At 55.8% G+C, this 19901-nt stretch carries 15 protein-coding genes; 9 read left to right on the top strand and 6 right to left on the bottom strand.

All coding sequences use genetic code 11. The features are described from left to right. The first annotated feature begins 8 nt into the window (after window positions 1–8). The 4 genes from fmt to KJI95_RS17360 are packed head-to-tail and all read left to right on the top strand — an operon-like array spanning window position 9 to window position 5161. Window positions 9–995 (top strand): methionyl-tRNA formyltransferase, encoded by a 987-nt coding sequence (fmt, locus tag KJI95_RS17375; RefSeq protein WP_214508472.1) that lies wholly within the window; start codon window positions 9–11, stop codon window positions 993–995. Next, entirely contained in the window at window positions 995–2278 is a 1284-nt protein-coding gene (rsmB, locus tag KJI95_RS17370) for a 16S rRNA (cytosine(967)-C(5))-methyltransferase RsmB (RefSeq protein WP_214508471.1), read from the top strand. The genes fmt and rsmB overlap by 1 nt, the downstream gene beginning before the upstream one ends. A gap of 19 nt (window positions 2279–2297) precedes the next feature. After that, a complete protein-coding gene (gene trkA / locus KJI95_RS17365) occupies window positions 2298–3707 on the top strand; it encodes a Trk system potassium transporter TrkA (protein ID WP_214508470.1) in 1410 nt (469 codons plus the stop codon). 11 nt (window positions 3708–3718) lie between these two features. Further along, entirely contained in the window at window positions 3719–5161 is a 1443-nt protein-coding gene (locus KJI95_RS17360; protein ID WP_214508469.1) for a TrkH family potassium uptake protein, read from the top strand. Here KJI95_RS17360 and hemG (KJI95_RS17355) read toward each other — a convergent pair. Continuing rightward, window positions 5158–5763, bottom strand: a complete 606-nt coding sequence (hemG, locus tag KJI95_RS17355) for a menaquinone-dependent protoporphyrinogen IX dehydrogenase (RefSeq protein ID WP_214508468.1) — start codon at window positions 5761–5763, stop codon at window positions 5158–5160. The genes KJI95_RS17360 and hemG (KJI95_RS17355) overlap by 4 nt on opposite strands. A gap of 187 nt (window positions 5764–5950) precedes the next feature. Here hemG (KJI95_RS17355) and KJI95_RS17350 point away from each other — a divergent pair, with 187 nt between their 5' ends. Next, window positions 5951–6259, top strand: coding sequence for an ArsR/SmtB family transcription factor (locus KJI95_RS17350; protein WP_214508467.1), 309 nt, complete (start codon window positions 5951–5953; stop codon window positions 6257–6259). Window positions 6260–6262: 3 nt separating this feature from the next. Here KJI95_RS17350 and hemG (KJI95_RS17345) read toward each other — a convergent pair whose 3' ends face one another. From hemG (KJI95_RS17345) to pepQ, 4 genes are all read right to left on the bottom strand, one after another. Beyond that, window positions 6263–6796, bottom strand: a complete 534-nt coding sequence (gene hemG, locus KJI95_RS17345; protein ID WP_214508466.1) for a menaquinone-dependent protoporphyrinogen IX dehydrogenase — start codon at window positions 6794–6796, stop codon at window positions 6263–6265. 2 nt (window positions 6797–6798) lie between these two features. Continuing rightward, a complete protein-coding gene (locus tag KJI95_RS17340) occupies window positions 6799–8256 on the bottom strand; it encodes a TrkH family potassium uptake protein (protein WP_214508465.1) in 1458 nt (485 codons plus the stop codon). A gap of 82 nt (window positions 8257–8338) precedes the next feature. Further along, window positions 8339–8956, bottom strand: coding sequence for a YigZ family protein (locus KJI95_RS17335; RefSeq protein WP_214508464.1), 618 nt, complete (start codon window positions 8954–8956; stop codon window positions 8339–8341). Window positions 8957–8960: 4 nt separating this feature from the next. Next, window positions 8961–10280, bottom strand: a complete 1320-nt coding sequence (gene pepQ / locus KJI95_RS17330) for a Xaa-Pro dipeptidase (protein ID WP_214508463.1) — start codon at window positions 10278–10280, stop codon at window positions 8961–8963. A gap of 284 nt (window positions 10281–10564) precedes the next feature. On the opposite strand from pepQ, the gene fadB reads away from it, so the two are divergent. Both fadB and fadA read left to right on the top strand, forming a co-directional pair. Further along, complete coding sequence (fadB, locus tag KJI95_RS17325; RefSeq protein ID WP_214508462.1) at window positions 10565–12715, top strand: fatty acid oxidation complex subunit alpha FadB; 2151 nt, start codon at window positions 10565–10567, stop codon at window positions 12713–12715. 19 nt (window positions 12716–12734) lie between these two features. Then, a complete protein-coding gene (gene fadA, locus KJI95_RS17320; RefSeq protein ID WP_214508461.1) occupies window positions 12735–13898 on the top strand; it encodes an acetyl-CoA C-acyltransferase FadA in 1164 nt (387 codons plus the stop codon). Window positions 13899–13990: 92 nt separating this feature from the next. On the opposite strand, the gene KJI95_RS17315 is transcribed toward fadA, so the two are convergent. Continuing rightward, window positions 13991–15982, bottom strand: a complete 1992-nt coding sequence (locus tag KJI95_RS17315) for a methyl-accepting chemotaxis protein (RefSeq protein WP_214508460.1) — start codon at window positions 15980–15982, stop codon at window positions 13991–13993. A 310-nt stretch (window positions 15983–16292) separates the two neighbouring features. Here KJI95_RS17315 and tusA point away from each other — a divergent pair, with 310 nt between their 5' ends. Continuing rightward, window positions 16293–16538, top strand: a complete 246-nt coding sequence (gene tusA, locus KJI95_RS17310) for a sulfurtransferase TusA (RefSeq protein ID WP_214508459.1) — start codon at window positions 16293–16295, stop codon at window positions 16536–16538. 152 nt (window positions 16539–16690) lie between these two features. After that, complete coding sequence (locus KJI95_RS17305; RefSeq protein ID WP_214508458.1) at window positions 16691–19885, top strand: amidohydrolase family protein; 3195 nt, start codon at window positions 16691–16693, stop codon at window positions 19883–19885. Window positions 19886–19901: the final 16 nt, after the last annotated feature.

Below are 19901 nucleotides of genomic sequence, written 5' to 3'. Positions count from 1 at the left end.
GTAACATTTTGAAGCCATTAAAAATCATCTTTGCCGGTACGCCGGATTTTGCAGCGCGCCATCTTGAGGCGCTGATTGGTTCAGAGCATCAGGTCATCGCCGTTTACACCCAGCCGGACCGCCCGGCCGGACGTGGCCACAAGCTGACGCCAAGCCCGGTGAAGTCGCTAGCGCTTGAGCACAACATTCCTGTGTATCAGCCCAAGTCGCTGCGTAAAGAGCCTGCCCAGCAGCAGCTCGCCGCCCTCGGTGCCGACATCATGGTGGTAGTGGCCTATGGCCTTATCCTGCCCAAGGTTGTGCTGGATACCCCACGTCTTGGCTGTATCAATGTGCATGGTTCCATCCTGCCACGCTGGCGCGGCGCTGCGCCTATCCAGCGCGCGCTGTGGGCCGGTGATGCTGAAACCGGCGTCACCATCATGCAGATGGACGTAGGGCTGGATACCGGCGACATGCTGCTCAAGACCCGCCTGCCGATAGAAGATGATGACACCTCAGCCAGCCTTTATGAAAAGCTGGCCGAGCAAGGCCCAAGTGCGCTGCTTGATGCACTCGCGGCCCTGAGTGATGGCGGCCTTGCGGCCGAGAAACAGGATGAAGCCCTGGCCAACTACGCCGAGAAGCTCAGTAAAGAAGAGGCCCGACTCGACTTTGCCAAACCCGCCAAAAACTTGTGGCAGGAAGTGCGCGCCTTTAACCCCTGGCCAGTAAGCTACTTTGAGCATCAGGGCCAGACCATCAAGGTATGGCAGACCAAGGTGCTATCCGATGTGCTTTCCGAGGTTCAGGCCGAGCAAAGCAATCAGGCCGCCGGTACTATCATTGCCGCCAGCAAACAAGGCATCGACATCGCCACCGGCGAAGGCGTGCTGCGCATCGAAAAGATGCAGCTGCCCGGCAAAAAGCCCATGGATGTGGCTGATATCCTTAACAGCCGCGCAGAATGGTTCCAGACCGGCACCCTGCTCGCCAGCCCCGAGGCCGATGCCTGATGAATATCCGAGCCCTTGCCGCCAAGGCAATTTTTGATGTGCTCGAGCGCGGCGTGTCGCTCTCGGTCGCCCTGCCCACCCAGCAGCAATTTCTGCGCGACGGCAAAGACAAGGCGCTGCTGGCCGAGCTTTGCTACGGCGTGATGCGGCAGTTACCTCAGCTCGACAAGTTGGTCAGCGGCTTTATGGAAAAGCCGTTCAAAGGCAAGCAGCGGGTTTTGCACCAACTGCTGCTGATTGGCGCTTACCAGCTGTATTTCACCCGGGTGCCAGCCCACGCCGCCATCTCCGAAACCGCCGAAGGTTGCCGCGCACTCAGATTTGAAAATCTGGTCAAAGTGGTTAACGGCGTGCTGCGCAACATTCAGCGGCAGCATCCGGCGCTCGATGAATCGAACGACACTCTCAAATACAACTTCCCGGCCTGGATAATCCGCCGCCTGAAGGATGCCTATCCCGACGACTGGCAGGCGATTATCGATGCCTCACATCAGCGCCCGCCCATGTGGCTTAGAAACAATCGCCGCGTACAAAGCCGCGATGCCTATCTTGGCGCACTGGCTGAGGCGGAAATTGCTGCCAGTGCCGGCAGCAGCGATGATGCCATCAAGCTTGAAAGCCCAACCGACGTCAGCCGCCTGCCCGGCTTTGCCGATGGCAGCAGCTCGGTGCAGGATGGCGCCGCCCAGTGGGCCGCGACCCTGCTTGACCCACAACACGGCGAGCTGGTACTCGATGCCTGCGCCGCCCCCGGCGGCAAGAGCTGCCATTTGCTGGAGCTTGCCGATATCGAGCTGGTCGCCGTCGATTTTGACGAAAAACGCCTCGAGCGGGTGTCGCAAAACCTTGAGCGGCTCAAATTGACGGCCAAGGTTATCCACGGCGATGCTGGCAATATCGGCAGTTGGTGGCAAGGCGACAAGTTTGACCGCATTCTGCTGGATGCGCCCTGCTCCGCCACGGGGGTTATCCGTCGTCATCCCGACATCAAATGGCTGCGTCAAAACAACGACATCGGTGAATTGGCCAAGCTGCAGCAACAAATTCTCGACAACTGCTGGCAGTGGCTCAAGCCAGGTGGCACACTGCTGTACGCAACCTGCTCAGTCCTGCCCGATGAAAACCGGGAGCAAATTGCCGCCTTCCTTGAGCGCACCCCTGATGCGACCCTGGAAGCCTTGCCCCAACAGGCCGATCCTGCGGCCGTGGGCTGGCAAATTTTGCCTGGCCAGGACGGCATGGACGGGTTTTATTACGCCCGCTTAAAGAAAGCGCTGCTTTAGTAGGAATTAGGCAAAGGCCATGAAAATTATCATCCTGGGTGCCGGACAGGTCGGTGGTACCCTCGCAGAAAACCTGGTGGGCGAAAACAACGACATCACCATAGTCGACAGCGATAAAAACAAACTCCGCAGCCTGCAGGACAAGTACGATTTGCGGGTTGTGGTGGGCCATGGCGCGCACCCCGATGTGCTGCGCTCGGCCGGAGCCGAGGATGCTGACATGCTTATCGCTGTGACCAACAGCGATGAGTGCAACATGGCCGCCTGCCAGATTGCCTATACCCTGTTTGGTACGCCAACCAAAATCGCCCGCATTCGCTCCGAGCAATATTTGCAAATGCAAGAGCGGCTGTTTATCGACAGCGAAACCAAAAACTCCGATAACCGCACCCGCGGCGGCTTTGTGATTGACGAGCTGATCGCCCCCGAGCAGCTCGTCACTTCTTACATTCAGCGTTTGGTGGAATACCCGGGCGCGCTGCAGGTGCTGGAGTTTGCCGAGGGCAAGCTTAGCCTTGTTGCGGTGCGCGCCTACTACGGCGGTCCGCTGGTCGGCAACGCATTGGCGGCGCTGCGCGAGCACATGCCCAATATTGATACCCGGGTGGCGGCGATTTTCCGCCAGGGTCGCCCCATCATGCCCCGCGGCACCACCATCATCGAGGCCGATGACGAAGTGTTCTTCGTCGCCGACAGCCGCCATATCCGCGCCGTGATGAGTGAGATGCAAAAGCTCGACAACAGCTATCGCAATATCATGATTGCCGGCGGTGGTAACATCGGTTTGGGCCTTGCCAAAAAACTAGAGCGTAATCACTCAGTTAAACTGATTGAGCACAGAGCCGAACGCGCCGAGGCGCTGTCGGAAAAACTGCAGAACACCACGGTATTTTGCGGCGATGCCTCGGATCAGGAGTTGCTGCTCGAAGAACACATAGACCAGACCGATGTGTTTATTGCCGTCACCAACGACGATGAAGCCAACATCATGTCGGCGCTGCTCGCCAAGCGCATGGGCGCGAAAAAGGTGATGGTGCTTATTCAGCGCGAAGCCTACGTGGACATAGTGCAGGAAGCCAATATCGACATCGCCATTTCGCCGCAGCAGGCGACGATTTCGGCGCTGCTCACCCACATTCGTCAGGGCGATATCTGTAACGTGTATTCGCTGCGCCGCGGCGCCGCCGAAGCCATCGAAGCCATCGCCCACGGCGACCCAAGCACCTCCAAGGTAGTCGGCAAGCGCATCGGCGAAATCCGCCTGCCGCCCGGCACCACCATCGGCGCCATAGTGCGTAACGATGAAGTATTGATGGCCCACGATAAAACCGTGGTCGAACAGGGCGACCATGTGATCCTGTTCCTGGTCAACAAGAAATTTATCGGCGAAGTGGAAAAGCTGTTCCAACCCAGCGCGTTTTTCTTCTAGTAAGGGATCCCATGCTGAACCTGCGAGCGCTGCTGTTCATCCTCGGCACCTTCCTGTCGATGTTGGCAGGCTTTATGGTTATTCCGCTGGTGTTTGCGCTAGTACACGGAGATGAAACCTCCGGCGCTTTTATGATTTCGGCCATGGTCACCGGTCTGGTGGCCAGTTTTTGCATCAGCGGCGGCAAACAGCCCCATATTCACCTCAATATCCGCGACATGTTCCTGCTGACCAGCGTCACCTGGCTAGTGGTCAGCATCTTCGCCGCTCTGCCCTTTACTCTGTACCACGGCATTGACTACACGGATGCCTTTTTTGAAACCATGTCGGGCATTACCACCACGGGCTCCACCGTGCTGTCGGGGCTCGATACCATGGATCGCAGTATTCTTATCTGGCGCTCACTGCTGCAGTGGCTCGGCGGTATCGGCTTTATCGTGATGGCGGTGGCGGTGCTGCCGTTTCTGAACGTGGGCGGCATGCGGCTGTTTCGTACCGAATCGTCCGACTGGAGCGATAAATCCACTCCGCGCACCCAGGATATGGCCAAAAACCTGTTCCAGATTTATATCCTGCTCACTGTGCTGTGCGGCATTTGCTATCACCTCGCGGGCATGGACTGGTTTGATGCGGTTAACCACGCCATGACCACGCTTTCGACCGGCGGATACTCAACCTCCGACTCGTCGATGGCCAATTTTGACAACGCGGCACATTGGGTTGGCGCCCTGTTTATGCTGGCAGGCGGCCTGCCGCTGCTGCTGTTTGTGCAGATGCTGCGTGGCCGTACCTTGTCGGTGTGGAATGATGCCCAGGTGAAGGGCTTTTTGCTGTTTGTGACTCTGGTGAGTGTGGCGCTGGCGTTTTGGCTTGCGGATGCGCAGTCGATGGGATTTATGGATGCGCTGCGGCTGACCTGCTTTAACGTGGTGTCAGTGGTCACCACCACAGGCTACGGCCTCACCGATTACGGCAATTGGGGGGCGCTGGCCAATGTGGCCTTTCTGTTTTTGATGTTTGCCGGCGCCTGCTCCGGCTCGACCTCCGGCGGCATCAAAATCTTCCGCTTTCAGATTGCCTTTGCCATCATGCGCGAACAGCTCAAGCAGCAAATTCACCCCCGCGGCAATTTCAGCGAGAAGTACAATAACCGCCCCATCAGCGAAGACATTATCCGCTCGCTGGTGACCTTTATCCTGTTGTTTGTCGGCGTAACCGTGGCACTGGCGGTATTTTTGGTGGCGGTCGGCGTGGATCCTATTTCCAGCCTCACCGGCGCCATTACCGCCGTAACCAACGTGGGCCCCGGCCTTGGCCCCGTGATTGGCCCCGCCGGTAACTTTGCCAGCATGCCCGACAGCGCCAAATGGGCGTTAAGTATCGGCATGCTGCTGGGGCGGCTTGAGCTGCTTACGGTGGCCGTATTGTTCCACCCCAAATTCTGGCAATACTAGCGCGGCATTAGCTGATTGGGCGTGACTGATGCGGGAGTCGAGTTGCGCCACTCTCCCTCAGCCAAGGTCAGCAGATGCTCGCCATAGCGCGCAACATCGTCCCAGTCGGTGTAATCGATAACCGCCTTGGGGTCGGTCGGGCCATTGGTCATCTTCATGATGAGACGTATCATCAGCGCGTCGTACCAAGGCCAGGACGGATAATCGACTTTACCGGCGATTATCTTCACATCCCTGGGCTGCCAGGGCGACAGGCTCATAAACTTCTGCAGGTATTTGTTGTTTTCAGGCAGGCGTTTTTCGGGATTACGCGCCACCACGTTCACGCAGTAAAAGCTGTTTGCCATGCGCGCAAGCGGCGCCTGATAACGGCTGACCAGCTCAAACACAGACTTGTGATAGCTGCCGTAAAGCACGCAGGCGCCGAGCGCCACCACATCATACTGCTCCCACTTGGGTTCGCGCTCCAGCGCCTCGGCCACAGATAAGAGCTCACACTCATGCCCCTGGGCACTAATGCGGGCGGCAATTGCCGCTGAAATCTTTTGGGTGTGGCCACCGCGGGAATAAAAGATTAGCAAGATCTTACGCTTGGCTGTCATGGCACACTCTCCGATAAAAGGGAGTTTCCATTCTGACAAGCTGGCGCCGCCGCGTCGCGTACTGAGTTCACAAACGGGCATCAAAAATACGCAATTGCCGCTCCCATCACAGTTATGGCGCGGGAAATTGCCAAGAATTGACCATTCAATTAGAATCATCTAATCAAAATGCCGTGCGAGGTTTCCGATGCCCAAGACAATCGATGTAAATGCCATGGTCGGCAACGCCGAATCGGCCGCCAAGTGGCTCAAGGCCATCGCCAACCCTTACCGGCTGATGATCCTGTGTCTCTTGTTGGATAATGAACTGAGTGTCACCGAGCTCAACGAGATAGTGCCGCTGAGTCAGTCTGCGCTGTCACAGCACCTGGCGGTGCTGCGCGCCGAAGATTTGGTCGATACCCGTAAAAGCTCACAATTGGTGTACTACAAACTCAAAAACGAGCAGGTTACTGAGATTATCTCGATTCTGCATCAACGCTACTGCAGCGTGTGATGCTTACGCTCGCGTCTTGCGGGCGGCAAAATCGGCGCCGAAGCTGTCTACCTTGTCCCAATCGGTAAATTCAAAGTTGCCGGTCACATCGGTGGGGCCTTTGGTCATCCACATGATAAAGCGGATCATGCTGCGGTCGAACAGGCCGTAGCGCGGGTAATCTATCTTGCCGGCAAATACCCCGAGCTGCTGTGGCTGCCACGCGGACAACTGCAAAAACTTTTTCATGTAGGGATTGGTTTGCGGGGTGTTTTTCTCACTCTTGCGCGCCACCACGTTTACGGTGAAAAACGCGTTTATCTTGCCTGCGAGCACCTGCTGATGCTTAGCAGCAAACTCAAACAGCGCCGGTCTGTGCTTGCCATAACGAATGCTCGCCCCCACCAATACCTTGTCGGCCTCACCCAGCAAGCCGTCCGCCGCCGAGATATCAGCCACAGTGACTTGCTCACCGGCCGATTCACAGTGGGTCTTTATCCGCTCACAAATCCGCAGCGTCTGGCCATCGACAGTGGAGTAAAGGATCAGGGTTTTCATTATCAGGTCTTCCAGAAAGTCGGGGTAAAGAGCACCAACAGGGTAAAAATTTCCAGTCGGCCAAACAACATAGCAACAACCAGCACCCACTTGGCGCCATCGCCAATGCTGGCATAGTTGCTGGCCACTTCGCCAAGGCCGGGGCCAAGGTTATTAAGGCAGGCCGCCGTGGCACTGAAGGCGGTAATGTCATCCAGCCCCATGGCCATCAGCAGCAGCATACAAATCACAAACACCAGCGCATAGGCCGAAAAGAAGCCCCACACCGCATCCACCACCCGATCCGGCAGCACAGAGTTGCCAATCCGGATAGAAAACATGGCCCGGGGATGGATTAAGCGCTTAAGCTCACGGCTGCCCTGCAATAACAGCAGCAGTACGCGGATAACCTTGATCCCGCCGGCGGTCGAGCCGCCACAGCCGCCGATAAAACTCGAGAAAATCAGCAGCATTGGCAAAAACAGCGGCCAGAGGTGGAAACTCTCGGTACCAAAACCGGCGGTGGTTGAAATAGAAACCGCCTGGAACAGGGCGTAATCGAGGGTCTCTTCCGGCGAATCGTAAATGCCTGAATGATAAAGGGTGGCAAAGCAAACCGCCGTCAGCAGCAGCTGGATAACCACCAAAATCTTGAATTCGGTGTCTTTGAAATACACCCGAAAGTTAATCCCACGGCGACTGAAGGCGGCAAAGTGCACACTGAAATTCACCGCTGCAATCAACAAAAACACTACGCAAATCATGTTGATGGTTGGGCTGTCGAAGTAGCCCATGCTGGCATCGTGGGTTGAGAAGCCGCCGATGGCGATGGTCGAAAACGAGTGACATACCGCGTCAAACACCGACATGCCCGCCGCCCAGTACGCCAGCGCGCAGGCTACGGTGAGCAAAAGGTAGATATACCACAGCGCCTTGGCGGTTTCGGCGATGCGCGGCGTCATCTTGCTGTCTTTTACCGGCCCCGGAATTTCGGCGCGGTAGAGCTGCATTCCGCCGATGCCAAGCACAGGCAATATCGCCACCGCCAGCACGATGATCCCCATACCGCCAAGCCACTGCAGCAAGTGGCGGTAAAACAGAATCGCCTTGGGCAGGCTATCGAGCCCGACAATGACCGTGGCCCCCGTAGTGGTCAGCGCCGAAAAAGACTCAAAGAAGGAGTCGGTCCAACTCAAATCCGGGGTCGAGGAGAAGATAAAGGGCAAAGCACCGATTGAGCCAAGTACGGTCCAGAACAGCACCACAATCAAAAAGCCTTCGCGGGTGCGCAGCTCAGACTTGTACTGCCGGTTAGGGTACCAGCACATAAAGCCAAGAATAAGGCTCACCACAAAGGCCTGAATAAACGCCGTGCCGCCGCCATCCTTGTAATAGATGGCAACCAGCGCAGGTGGCAACATGGTGATGGAAAAGAGCCCCATCAGCAGGCCGGTGATCCTTATTATTGTTCTGTATTGCATGAAAAGGCTGCTTGCATTCCCTTCAATTTGGGTACTTTTTGATTATTCGAGCGATTGTCGCACAAAACCCCGACGCTGACACTCATTCGCCTTCCTGAAAGCGGATCTGGATCTGCCCCTGAGTCAGGGTCGCAAGTTCAGCGTTAAGCCCTGCAAGCGCCGCCTTTGGCAAACGCACGCAAAGCACCACCTCAGCGCCAAAATCCCTGTGGGTAATCTCTGCCTCATACTTGCCAAGCAGGTATTCGATATCGCCAAGCTGCGGATAGCTGCAGCTGAGCTTTGCCGGATATTTCAGCGCCTTGATTTGAGTGGGCAAATCCGCCAGCAGCTTTTTGATACCCGAGGTGTAGGCGCGCACCAGCCCGCCGACCCCAAGTTTGGTGCCGCCGTAGTAACGTACCACCACGGCAGCAATCTCGCCCACACCTGCGCCCTGCAGGGTGGCGAGCATAGGCCTGCCGGCACTGCCCGAAGGCTCGCCATCATCGCTTGAGCCCATATCAACGCCATTATCCGGCGCGCCGGCAAGATAGGCCCAGCAGTAGTGACTTGCGCCGGGGTAAAGCACTTTAACGTTAGTGAGTACCAACTTCATTTGCTCAGGCGAGTCGCAATGGCACAGATAAGTGATAAAGCGGCTCGCTTTAATCTCTTCTTCGAACCAATGCTCGCCCAGCGGGATGGGATACTGCTCCATCGCCTCAGTTGAGCCCTAAATCCCGGGTCATGTTTTCGTTGCGGGTCTGATGCACTATCACGTTGTCTTCGATGCGGATGCCACCGAAGGGCCGCAGCATGTCGACCATTTCCCAGTTCACCGGCTTGGCGCGGCCCTCGGCCTTAAGCTCTGAAAGCAGCGAATCTATGATGTAAAAACCCGGTTCCACCGTCAGCACCTGCTTGGGTGCCAGCACCCGGGTACAACGCAGGAACGGATGCAGCTCGGGCGCCGGCAGATGGGTGCCGCGCTCGTCGTTGGCAAAGCCGCCTACATCATGCACCTGCAGTCCGAGCATATGGCCAAGGCCGTGGGGGAAGAAGGTCCGGGTAATGCCCTGCTCAACCAAACTCGCCGCATCGCCACGGGCGATATCAAAATCTATCAGCACCTGCGCCAACTTGTTGTGGGTTGCCAGATGCAAATCAGTAAAGCGCACGCCCGGACGCATCATATCAACTACTTCGCGCTGCAGCTTATCCAACGCCTTGATAAGTTCATCAAAGAGGTTTTTACCAAAAGCATAGGTGCGGGTGATGTCGGCGGCGTAGCCATGGAATGAGGCGCCGGCATCAATCAAAAAGGATAAGCGCTCGGCCGGATTCACATGCTCAAGCGCGGTGTAGTGCAGGATGGCGGCATTCTGGTTAAGGGCGATGATATTGCCGTAGGGCACATCGTTTTCGCCCTGACCTATGGCCGACAGATAATGCTGCTGAATTTCAAACTCGCTGGCGCCCTGATAAAAGGCGTCGCGGGCAGCGTGGTGGCCTATCACAGCGATGCGGTTGGCTTCGCGCATGCATTCAAGCTCATAGTCGGTCTTGAAACTGCGATGCCAGTGCAGATAGTTCATCACACCTTCTGGATTACGGCTCTTGAAACCGAGCACATCGGCCACATCCAGATGCTCACCTATGTAGGCCCAGCCATCGAGATCCTTGGGCAGCAGGTCGGCCACTTTTTCAGCCTTGGTCAGCAGCTTAATCTCAAAATGCTCGGTCCAGAAACTGTCGGGAACATCGCTCACCTTGTGCCAGAAATCCACCGGCCGATAAAACACCAGCACCGGCTTATCGATACCGTTGGCAATTACCCAGCAATTGGGGTTATCGAGCACAGGCAACCAGGCTTTGAAATGGGGATTTGGCTTGAAGGGATAGTTGATATCGTCCAGAAATTGCCGGTGATACTGACCGGAATGAATCGCCAATCCTTTTAGCTGCTCACGGGCCAACACATCCGCCACCCGGCGGTTCTGCTCGGCAATATGGTTAACGTAAAGCGGGGCCAAGTTTTCCATGTTTTTCATCCTGTCATCGATATACGCCAGCCGCCGGATTTTTTGAAAAATCACATCCCAAACACCGTGTTGGCGAACTATTCTGAGTGCTGTGCAGTGTATCACAAAGGCGCAAATTCATCCTCGCCGGCAAACAATTAAACAACCGTTTTAATTGGGTGTTGTAATTTTTGTTTTTTCGCCGCAAACTGGACGGCAACTGGTCAAATGATGGCCGACATTGCTGTGAAAAAAAGGAGAGTCCGCCGCCAGGCCGGATTCCTGACCAAAAGGAAAGCAAGCACATGATCTACCAAAGCCCTACCATTACGGTCGAGTTGACTGCTGATAAGATTGCCAGGCTGTGTTTCAATTCATCCGGCTCGGTCAACAAGTTCGATCGTGAAACCCTCGGCTCCCTCGATGCCGCCCTCGACGCCATCAAGGCCTCCGATGCCAAAGCCGCCCTGCTGACCACGGGCAAAGATGCCTTTATCGTCGGCGCCGATATCACCGAATTTTTGGGTCTGTTTGCCGAGGAAGATGCCAAGCTGCTCGCCTGGCTCGAACAGGCCAATGCCGTGTTCAATAAACTCGAAGACCTGCCGTTCCCGACCGCCTCAGCCATCAAGGGCTTTGCCCTGGGCGGCGGCTGTGAAACCATTCTTGCCACCGATTTTCGTATCGCCGACACCACCGCCAGCATCGGCCTGCCTGAAACCAAACTCGGCATTATCCCCGGCTTTGGCGGCACAGTGCGTCTGCCGCGCATCATAGGTGCTGACAATGCGCTGGAGTGGATTACCACAGGTAAAGATCAGCGCCCCGATGATGCCCTGAAAGTAGGTGCCATCGACGCCGTGGTTGCGCCCGACGCACTCGAGGCCGCCGCCACCCAAATGCTCAAAGACGCCGTGACCGGTAAACTCGACTGGCAAGCGCGCCGTGCCCGCAAACAGGCACCACTGAATCTGCCCAAGCTCGAAGCCATGATGGCCTTCACCACCGCCAAAGGCATGGTGTTTGCCGTTGCCGGTAAGCATTATCCAGCGCCAATGGCCGCGGTAAACGTGGTTGAACAGGCCGCCCGCATGGACAGAGCCGGTGCGCTCAAGGTCGAACATCAGGCCTTTATGCAACTGGCCAAAACCGACGTTGCCACGGCTCTGATTGGTATTTTCCTTAATGATCAGGTTGTTAAAGGGAAAGCCAAGAAGGCTGGCAAGCTTGCCAAGCCAGTGACCCAGGCCGCCGTACTCGGCGCCGGTATCATGGGCGGCGGTATCGCCTACCAGAGCGCCAGCAAGGGCACGCCGATTGTGATGAAAGACATCAATCAGGCGGCGTTGGATTTAGGCCTCAATGAAGCTGCCAAGTTGCTGTCGGCTCAGGTTGAGCGCGGCCGCTCCACTCCGGACAAGATGGCCAAGGTGCTGAACAACATCACCCCGTCACTCGATTACGCGGCCATCAAATCCGCCAATATCGTGGTAGAAGCCGTGGTCGAAAATCCCAAGGTCAAATCCATGGTGCTGGCCGAAGTGGAAGGTCAGGTAGCAGACGATGCCATCATCGCCTCCAATACCTCAACCATCTCCATCGACCTGCTGGCCAAGAGTCTGAAGAACCCAGCCCGCTTCTGCGGCATGCACTTCTTCAACCCAGTACACAAGATGCCACTGGTCGAAGTGATCCGCGGCAAAGACACCAGCGAAGAAACCGTAGCCTCGGTTGTGGCTTACGCCAGCAAGATGGGTAAGACCCCGATTGTGGTCAACGACTGCCCCGGCTTCTTCGTTAACCGCGTGCTGTTCCCCTATTTCGCCGGTTTCAACGGTCTGCTCGCCGATGGCGGCGACTTTGTTGCCATCGACAAGGTGATGGAAAAGCAATTTGGCTGGCCGATGGGCCCAGCTTATCTGCTGGACGTTGTAGGTCTGGACACAGGCCACCACGCTCAGGCGGTGATGGCCGAAGGCTTCCCCGACCGTATGGGCAAGTCCGGCAAAGATGCCATCGATGTGATGTACGAAGCCGGACGCCTTGGCCAGAAGAACAGCAAGGGCTTCTATCAGTACAGCATCGACAAGCGCGGTAAGCCGAAAAAAGAAGTGGTTGCCGACTCTTACGAGCTGCTCAAGTCTGCCTTTGGTGAACTGAAGAGCTTTGATGCCGACGAAATCATCGCCCGTACCATGATCCCTATGATCATCGAAACCGTGCGCTGCCTCGAGGAAGGCATAGTCGCAAGCCCAGCCGAAGCCGATATGGGCCTGGTGTATGGCCTTGGTTTCCCACCGTTCCGCGGCGGTGTATTCCGTTACCTCGACACCCTGGGTGTGGCCAACTTCGTGGCACTTGCCGATAAATTTGCCCATTTGGGCGGCCTGTATCAGGTCACTGACGCCATGCGCGAACTCGCCAAGAACAATGGCAGCTACTATCCAAAGGCCTGATTAGGGAAGGATTATCAAAATGAAACAAGCCGTTATCGTAGATTGCATCCGTACTCCCATGGGCCGCTCCAAGGCGGGTGTATTCCGTAATGTCCGTGCCGAAAGCCTGTCTGCCGAGCTGATGAAAGCCCTGCTGCTGCGTAATCCTGGCCTGGACCCAAACAGCATTGAAGACGTGATCTGGGGCTGTGTGCAGCAAACCCTGGAACAGGGTTTCAACATCGCCCGCAACGCCTCGCTGCTGGCCGGTATTCCAAAAACCGCCGGTGCCGTGACCGTTAACCGTCTGTGTGGTTCTTCCATGGAAGCGCTGCATCAGGCTTCCCGCGCCATCATGACCGGCATGGGTGACACCTTCATCATCGGTGGTGTCGAGCATATGGGCCACGTCCCCATGAACCACGGTGTGGATTTCCACCCCGGCCTCGCCAATAACGTGGCCAAGGCCTCTGGCATGATGGGCCTGACCGCTGAGATGCTGGGTAAACTGCATGGCATCAGCCGTGAGATGCAGGATCAGTTCGCCGTGCGCTCACACCAGCGCGCCCACGCCGCCAACCTTGAAGGCCGCTTCGCCAAAGAAATCTTTGCCATCGAAGGTCACGATGCCAACGGCGCGCTGATCAAGGTCGATTACGATGAAGTGGTCCGCCCCGAGACCAGCCTCGAGTCACTCGCCGCGCTGCGCCCTGTGTTCGACCCGGCCAACGGCACAGTCACCGCCGGTACGTCTTCGGCCCTGTCTGACGGCGCTGCCGCCATGCTGGTGATGGAAGAAAGCAAGGCCCGCGCCCTCGGCCTGCCAATCCGCGCCCGCGTACGCTCCATGGCCGTTGCCGGTTGCGATGCCGCCATCATGGGTTATGGTCCGGTTCCAGCCACCCAGAAGGCGCTGGCCCGTGCTGGTCTCAGCATTCAGGACATGGATGTGATTGAGCTGAACGAAGCTTTTGCCGCCCAGTCGCTGCCTTGCGTGAAAGATTTGGGTCTGATGGATGTGGTCGAAGACAAGGTGAACCTCAATGGCGGTGCTATCGCCCTGGGTCATCCACTGGGCTGCTCCGGCGCCCGTATCTCAACCACCCTTATCAACCTGATGGAACACAAGGATGCCACCCTGGGTCTGGCAACCATGTGTATCGGTCTCGGCCAGGGCATTGCCACCGTGTTTGAGCGTGTTTAAGCCTTAATCCAAGCCGTAAAAAAGCCGACCTCAGGGTCGGCTTTTTTATGTTTCACGTGAAACCTTGGCGACAAACGCTCACATTTTGATGGCTAAGTCCTGAAGCTCGAAGTAATGCCCTTAAGGTCCATCGCCAGCTCACTGAGCTGCGCCGACGCCGCTGCGGTTTGCTCTGAGCTTGCGGCATTCACATGGGCCGCATCGGCAATCACCGCCAGACTCTGGCTGATTTCTTCTGCCGCCTGCGCCTGCTGCGCCGATGCCGTGGCAATTTGCGAAGCATTGGCCGCAATCGACTCGATTTCGAGGTGAGTGTTACGGATAGCTTCGGCGGTTGACTCAGCGCTTTCAACGGTATGATTAAGATGGGTTGAACTCTGACCCATCACCCCAACCGCGTTTTGCGTGCCCTGCTGCAACAGCGCAATCATCTGTTCAATATCCCGGGTTGACTGCGCCGTTTTTTGTGCAAGTTGGCGCACTTCATCGGCTACCACAGCAAAGCCACGGCCCTGCTCACCGGCCCGCGCCGCCTCAATGGCAGCGTTAAGCGCCAGCAAGTTGGTTTGGTCGGCAATGCCGCGAATGACTTCGAGCACCTTGCTGATGCCCTGACTTTGACTTTCGACTTCACGAATAACGCCGGTAGCATCAACAATTGCCGAAGTTAAAGCACTGATAATCTCAATATTGCTGCGAACCTGAGTATCGGCTATCTGGGATAACGAATAAGCCGCCTGAGTGGAGTCGGCAACCTGCCGGGCATTATTTGCCACTTCAACTATGGTTGCGCTCATTTCATGGATGGCGGCCGACACATGCTCGATATTGGCCTGCTGCTGAAACAGGCTTTGGTTGGTTTCTTCGCTGGCAACCCGGGTTTGCTCCGACGCCGCCGACAGCTGCGCTGTAATGCCCACCATGCGGCCCACTATTTCCCGCAGATTGCGCGACATAGTCTCCATCGCCAGGTACACACCAGTCTTGTCGCGGCGACTGAATTCAATTGCCAAATCGCCTGCGGCAATGCGCTCAGAAATCTGCTGCATTACCCGCGGCTCTCCACCCAAAGGACGGGTTACCGAACGCAGAATCAGCACAGCAAAAAACACCACCACCAGGGCAGAAATCCCCAAAGCTATCCACAGGCTATTTCTAATAGCCACAACAGATTCCAGCGCTTCGGCCTCATCGATTTCCACAATCAGGGCCCAAGTCAGTTTTCCACTGCCATCGGGTGATAATGGCATGTAGGCAGACAGCACAGGATTGTTGTTGTAATCCTGGATGATTTTGAGCCCTTCCTGACCCCTTAGCGCCGCAATCGCCGACTCGGTTTTCACGCCATTGGCATCCGCCGTGCCCGCAAAACTCGCACGGACAGAACGCCCCTTTGGATCAAGATAAGAGTCCGAGCGCATCCGATGGTCAGCGCCAACAAGATAGCTCTCACCACTTTCGCCCATTCCGGCCCTTTGGGTCATCAGGCGGTTAATTTTGTCGATAGACAACTGCAGCGCAACCACGGCAATGGTTTTACCGCCAACCACAACTGGTCTGGCGATAAAGGCCGCTGGCTCACCGCGACTCGGGGCATAGGGTGCAAAGTCGACCATCTCCTCGTTGCCACTGGCCACAACCTGTTGAAACAGTTTCGCCAAGTTGGAGTCCTGAAATGGCCCACTGATTAAGTTGGTGCCAAAGTCAGCTTCCTTTGCCTGACTGAACACCACCTCACCCCGCAAGTCGATGATAAAGGCATCATAGTAGCCATAATCGGCCACCAGTTGATTGAAGTAATCCTGATGGTCAGCGCCGATGCGTCCAAGGGATGGATCGCTCGCGTACTTCACCATATCGGCAACCGCAGCAGCCATCATGGACAAGTCCGCGCGGGTACTCGCGAAGTAGTCACCTATTTGAACGTATTTGAGTTGTTGTACCGCCAGCAATTTGTTGAAGGCCTGATTGGTCATGGAGGATTGAGCCATATGTTGAATGACCATACCGGTCAGTAACAAGGGGACCAAACCTATCGCCAATAAGCCAAACCAGAGAGTCTTTTTAAAAGAAAATTCAGCCATTTTTAATCAAATGATAATTGTTATCGTTATGAGGCTGAGTACACTAGCACGCTTGTGAATACCCGCAAAAAACTTCCTGTTATTGCTTATTCAAAGATCTGATTTAGCTGCGTTTTTAGACAAAAACGCGCTGCTGTGCGCATTTTTTATTCGCGGCTAACATACGGTTTAGGCCATATAAAACGCCATCCGCAATAATGATAGGTTCCACGTGAAACAATCGACACCACAGTTTCAAGCTGCACTGCTTGGTGAAATAAATCGACAGGAGTAACATTAGCGACAACTGTTACAGCGATAGAAGACTCAAATGACCGACGTATTTGCCAACCCAACCAAACAACTGGATGCCTTGGGGCTGCGCTGCCCCGAACCCGTGATGATGGTACGCAAAACCGTTCGCACCATGGCCGAAGGTGAAACCCTGCTGATTATTGCGGACGACCCGGCAACCACCCGCGACATCCCCAGCTTCTGCGAGTTTATGGATCACACGCTGCTCGCCAGTGATACCAGCCAAGCTCCCTATCGTTACCTCGTCAAAAAAGGGCTTTGAACCAGCCCGCCACTATTATGTCTTGAAACAGATTTGTGGTTTTCCTGTTTGGCAAATTGTGAGATAACAGAGCAATTTTGTAATGCTTTGCGCTGACCCGCACCAGACCCTGGTCGCGCTATCTCAATAACTAAAACAAGCAGGAAACCCCGATGTTCAAGACCCGACTCAAGCCGCTGTGCGCTGCGGTGGCGCTCGTCTGCAGCCCAGCATTGTTTGCCGATACCTCGTCCGACAAAACCGGCGAAGAATGGCAAGTTAACGCGCCAAAAAATGCCCCGCTCGAAAAAGCCAGCATAGATGTTACCGAAGGCACCTGGATGAACCTGAGCCTGAGCCCCGATGGCAAATACATAGTGTTTGACCTGCTCGGTGACATCTATCGTATTCCGGCCAAGGGTGGCGAAGCCGAAGTGCTCGCCAGCGGCATCGCCTGGCAAATGCAGCCCGTATATAGCCCCGACGGAAAGTACATTGCCTTCACCTCGGATCAGGACGGCGGCGACAACCTGTGGGTGATGGATGCAGACGGCAAAAATCCCCGCGCCGTGACCAAAGAAACCTTCCGCCTGCTCAACAGCCCAGCCTGGAGCCCGGACTCGCAATATCTGGTCGGCCGCAAACACTTTACCGCCAGCCGCAGTTTAGGTGCCGGTGAAGTGTGGCTGTACCATGTTTCCGGCGGCGAAGGTGTGCAGCTCACCGAAAAACCAAATGATGAGAAAGATCTCGGCGAACCGGCTTACTCACCCGATGGCCGCTATATCTATTTCAGCCAGGACGCGACACCGGGCAAAACCTTCCACTACTCCAAAGACTCAGTGTCCGGCATTTACAAAATCAAGCGCTACGACACCCAAACGGGTGAGATTGAAGTCTTGGTCGAAGGCACCGGCGGCGCAATTCGCCCAACCCCGAGCCCAGACGGCAAGAAGCTCGCCTTTATTCGCCGCGATGGTTTCCAGTCAACCCTGTATTTGCTCGACCTCGAGTCTGGTGAAAAGCAAAAGCTTTATAGCGAGCTTGACCGTGACATGCAGGAAACCTGGGCCATCCATGGCGTTTACCCTACTATGTCGTGGGACAAAGACAGCAAAGACATCTTGCTGTGGGCCAAGGGTAAAATTCAGCGCCTGAATGTCGAGAGCAAACAAGCCAAGGAAATCCCCTTCCACGTTAAAACCAAACTCGATGTTCAGCCTTCGGTGCGCTTCACCCAAAACCTCGACATGGACAAGTTTGACGTGAAGATGCTGCGTATGGCGCAGGTGTCACCCGACGGCAAACAACTGGTGTTTGAAGCTTTGGGTAAACTGTGGCTGCGAGCCCTGCCTGATGGCAAACCTACCCGCCTGACCAAGCTCGATGACAACATCAATGAGCTGTACCCAACCTGGTCGCGTGATGGCAAACAACTGGCCTTCACCACCTGGAACGATCAGCAGCAAGGCACTGTCCAGCTGCTGAACCTTTCCAGCCGTAAGACCACTCAGCTGACTCAGTCACCGGGCAAGTATGTCGAGCCGGTGTTTTCTCCCAAAGGCGATACCCTGGTGTATCGCAAAACCAGCGGTGGATACATCACCTCGCCAACCTGGGGTAAAGACCCGGGCCTGTATAAGGTGAGCCTAAGCAATAAAGAAAATACCCGCATCAGTGCTGTTGGCTTTCAGCCACAATTTGGCAGTGATAACAGCCGGGTGTTCTTTATGGAGAGCGGCGAAACGCCACAGTTTTCGTCAATCAATATGAGCGGTTTCGAAAAGCGCACCCACTACAGCAGCAAGCATGCGACTGAGTTCCGCATCTCTCCCGATGGCGAGCAGCTGGCTTTTGCAGAGCGCTTTAAGGTGTTTGTCACGCCCTTTGCCAAACACGGCGAAACCGTTGAGATTGGCCCCAAGGCCAGCAATCTGCCAGTGACTCAGCTGAGCGTGCGTGCCGGCGAGAGCATCAGCTGGAACGGCACCAGCAACCAACTGTACTGGACCCTCGGCCCAGAGCTGTACCAAATGCCGGTAGATAGCAGCTATCAGGCCAAGGCGGATGCCAAAGTTGAACCCAAGATTACCGCCATCGGCTTTGAGCAGGATGCGGATGTTCCACGTGGAACCATCGCCTTTATTGGCGGTAAAGTCATCACCATGGAAAACGATGCCGTCATAGATGGTGGCGTAGTGCTGGTGAAGGACAACAAGATCGTTGCCGTTGGCAATCAGGGTGATGTCGAAATCCCCAGTGACGCCGAAGTCATCGACATCAGCGGTAAAACGTTGATGCCCGGCCTGTTCGATGCCCACGCCCACGGCTCACAGGGCGAAGATGAAATCATTCCACAGCAAAACTGGAACCTGTACGCTGGCCTCGCCCTCGGCGTTACCAGCATCCATGACCCATCTAACGACACCACCGAAATCTTTGCCGCTTCCGAGCAGCAAAAGGCCGGTAAAATTGTTGGCCCGCGGATCTTCTCGACCGGTACCATTCTGTATGGCGCCAACCTGCCCGGCTACACCAGCCATATCGACTCGTTGGAAGACGCGAAGTTCCACCTTGAGCGCTTAAAGAAGGTCGGCGCCTTCAGTGTGAAGAGCTATAACCAACCACGCCGTAATCAGCGCCAACAGGTGATAGCCGCAGCCCGTGAATTGGAAATGATGGTCGTGCCCGAAGGCGGCAGCTTGCTGCAGCATAACCTGTCGATGATTGCCGACGGCCACACCACGGTAGAGCATTCGCTACCGGCCGGCGCCATCTATAACGACATAAAGCAATTCTGGAGCCAGACCAAGGTTGGCTACACACCCACTCTGGTAGTGGCCTACGGCGGCATCTCAGGTGAGAACTATTGGTATGACAAAACCGATGTTTGGGCCCACCCACGCCTGTCGAAGTATGTGCCAAGCGATTTACTGACCGCCCGCTCTATGCGCCGCCCAACTGCACCAGAAGGCCATTACAACCACTTCAACGTGGCCCGCGTTGCCAATGAGCTGAATCAGGTCGGCGTGCATCCAAACATCGGCGCCCACGGTCAGCGTGAAGGTTTGGCGGCTCACTGGGAAATGTGGATGTTCGCCCAGGGCGGCATGAGCAATATGGAGGTGCTGAAAACCGCCACCATTAACCCGGCCAAAACCTTCGCCATGGATCATCAGTTGGGTTCAATCAAGGCAGGCAAACTGGCGGATTTGATTATTATCGATGGCGACCCGCTGGCTGATATCCGCGTGACCGACAAGGTCACCCACACAATGGTCAACGGTAAGCTGTTTGATGCCGAAACCATGGATCAGCTTAATGGTGACAAGCGTAAACGCGAGCCCTTCTTCTTCGAACAGATGTAACGGCAACCGTTAAACA

The sequence above is a fragment of the Shewanella jiangmenensis genome (assembly GCF_018596335.1).
Taxonomy (GTDB): domain Bacteria; phylum Pseudomonadota; class Gammaproteobacteria; order Enterobacterales; family Shewanellaceae; genus Shewanella; species Shewanella jiangmenensis.
The sequence above is the reverse complement of the archived record's forward strand: the minus strand, read 5'-3'. Positions and strand labels throughout refer to the sequence as shown.

What these genes read in the sequence shown, in the direction of transcription:
- rsmB (WP_214508471.1), top strand. Translation starts at nt 995, where the DNA reads ATGAATATCCGAGCCCTTGCCGCCAAGGCAATTTTTGATGTGCTCGAG.
- trkA (WP_214508470.1), top strand. Translation starts at nt 2,298, where the DNA reads ATGAAAATTATCATCCTGGGTGCCGGACAGGTCGGTGGTACCCTCGCA.
- KJI95_RS17360 (WP_214508469.1), top strand. Translation starts at nt 3,719, where the DNA reads ATGCTGAACCTGCGAGCGCTGCTGTTCATCCTCGGCACCTTCCTGTCG.
- hemG (WP_214508468.1), bottom strand. Translation starts at nt 5,763, where the DNA reads ATGACAGCCAAGCGTAAGATCTTGCTAATCTTTTATTCCCGCGGTGGC.
- KJI95_RS17350 (WP_214508467.1), top strand. Translation starts at nt 5,951, where the DNA reads ATGCCCAAGACAATCGATGTAAATGCCATGGTCGGCAACGCCGAATCG.
- hemG (WP_214508466.1), bottom strand. Translation starts at nt 6,796, where the DNA reads ATGAAAACCCTGATCCTTTACTCCACTGTCGATGGCCAGACGCTGCGG.
- KJI95_RS17340 (WP_214508465.1), bottom strand. Translation starts at nt 8,256, where the DNA reads ATGCAATACAGAACAATAATAAGGATCACCGGCCTGCTGATGGGGCTC.
- KJI95_RS17335 (WP_214508464.1), bottom strand. Translation starts at nt 8,956, where the DNA reads ATGGAGCAGTATCCCATCCCGCTGGGCGAGCATTGGTTCGAAGAAGAG.
- pepQ (WP_214508463.1), bottom strand. Translation starts at nt 10,280, where the DNA reads ATGGAAAACTTGGCCCCGCTTTACGTTAACCATATTGCCGAGCAGAAC.
- fadB (WP_214508462.1), top strand. Translation starts at nt 10,565, where the DNA reads ATGATCTACCAAAGCCCTACCATTACGGTCGAGTTGACTGCTGATAAG.
- fadA (WP_214508461.1), top strand. Translation starts at nt 12,735, where the DNA reads ATGAAACAAGCCGTTATCGTAGATTGCATCCGTACTCCCATGGGCCGC.
- KJI95_RS17315 (WP_214508460.1), bottom strand. Translation starts at nt 15,982, where the DNA reads ATGGCTGAATTTTCTTTTAAAAAGACTCTCTGGTTTGGCTTATTGGCG.
- tusA (WP_214508459.1), top strand. Translation starts at nt 16,293, where the DNA reads ATGACCGACGTATTTGCCAACCCAACCAAACAACTGGATGCCTTGGGG.
- KJI95_RS17305 (WP_214508458.1), top strand. Translation starts at nt 16,691, where the DNA reads ATGTTCAAGACCCGACTCAAGCCGCTGTGCGCTGCGGTGGCGCTCGTC.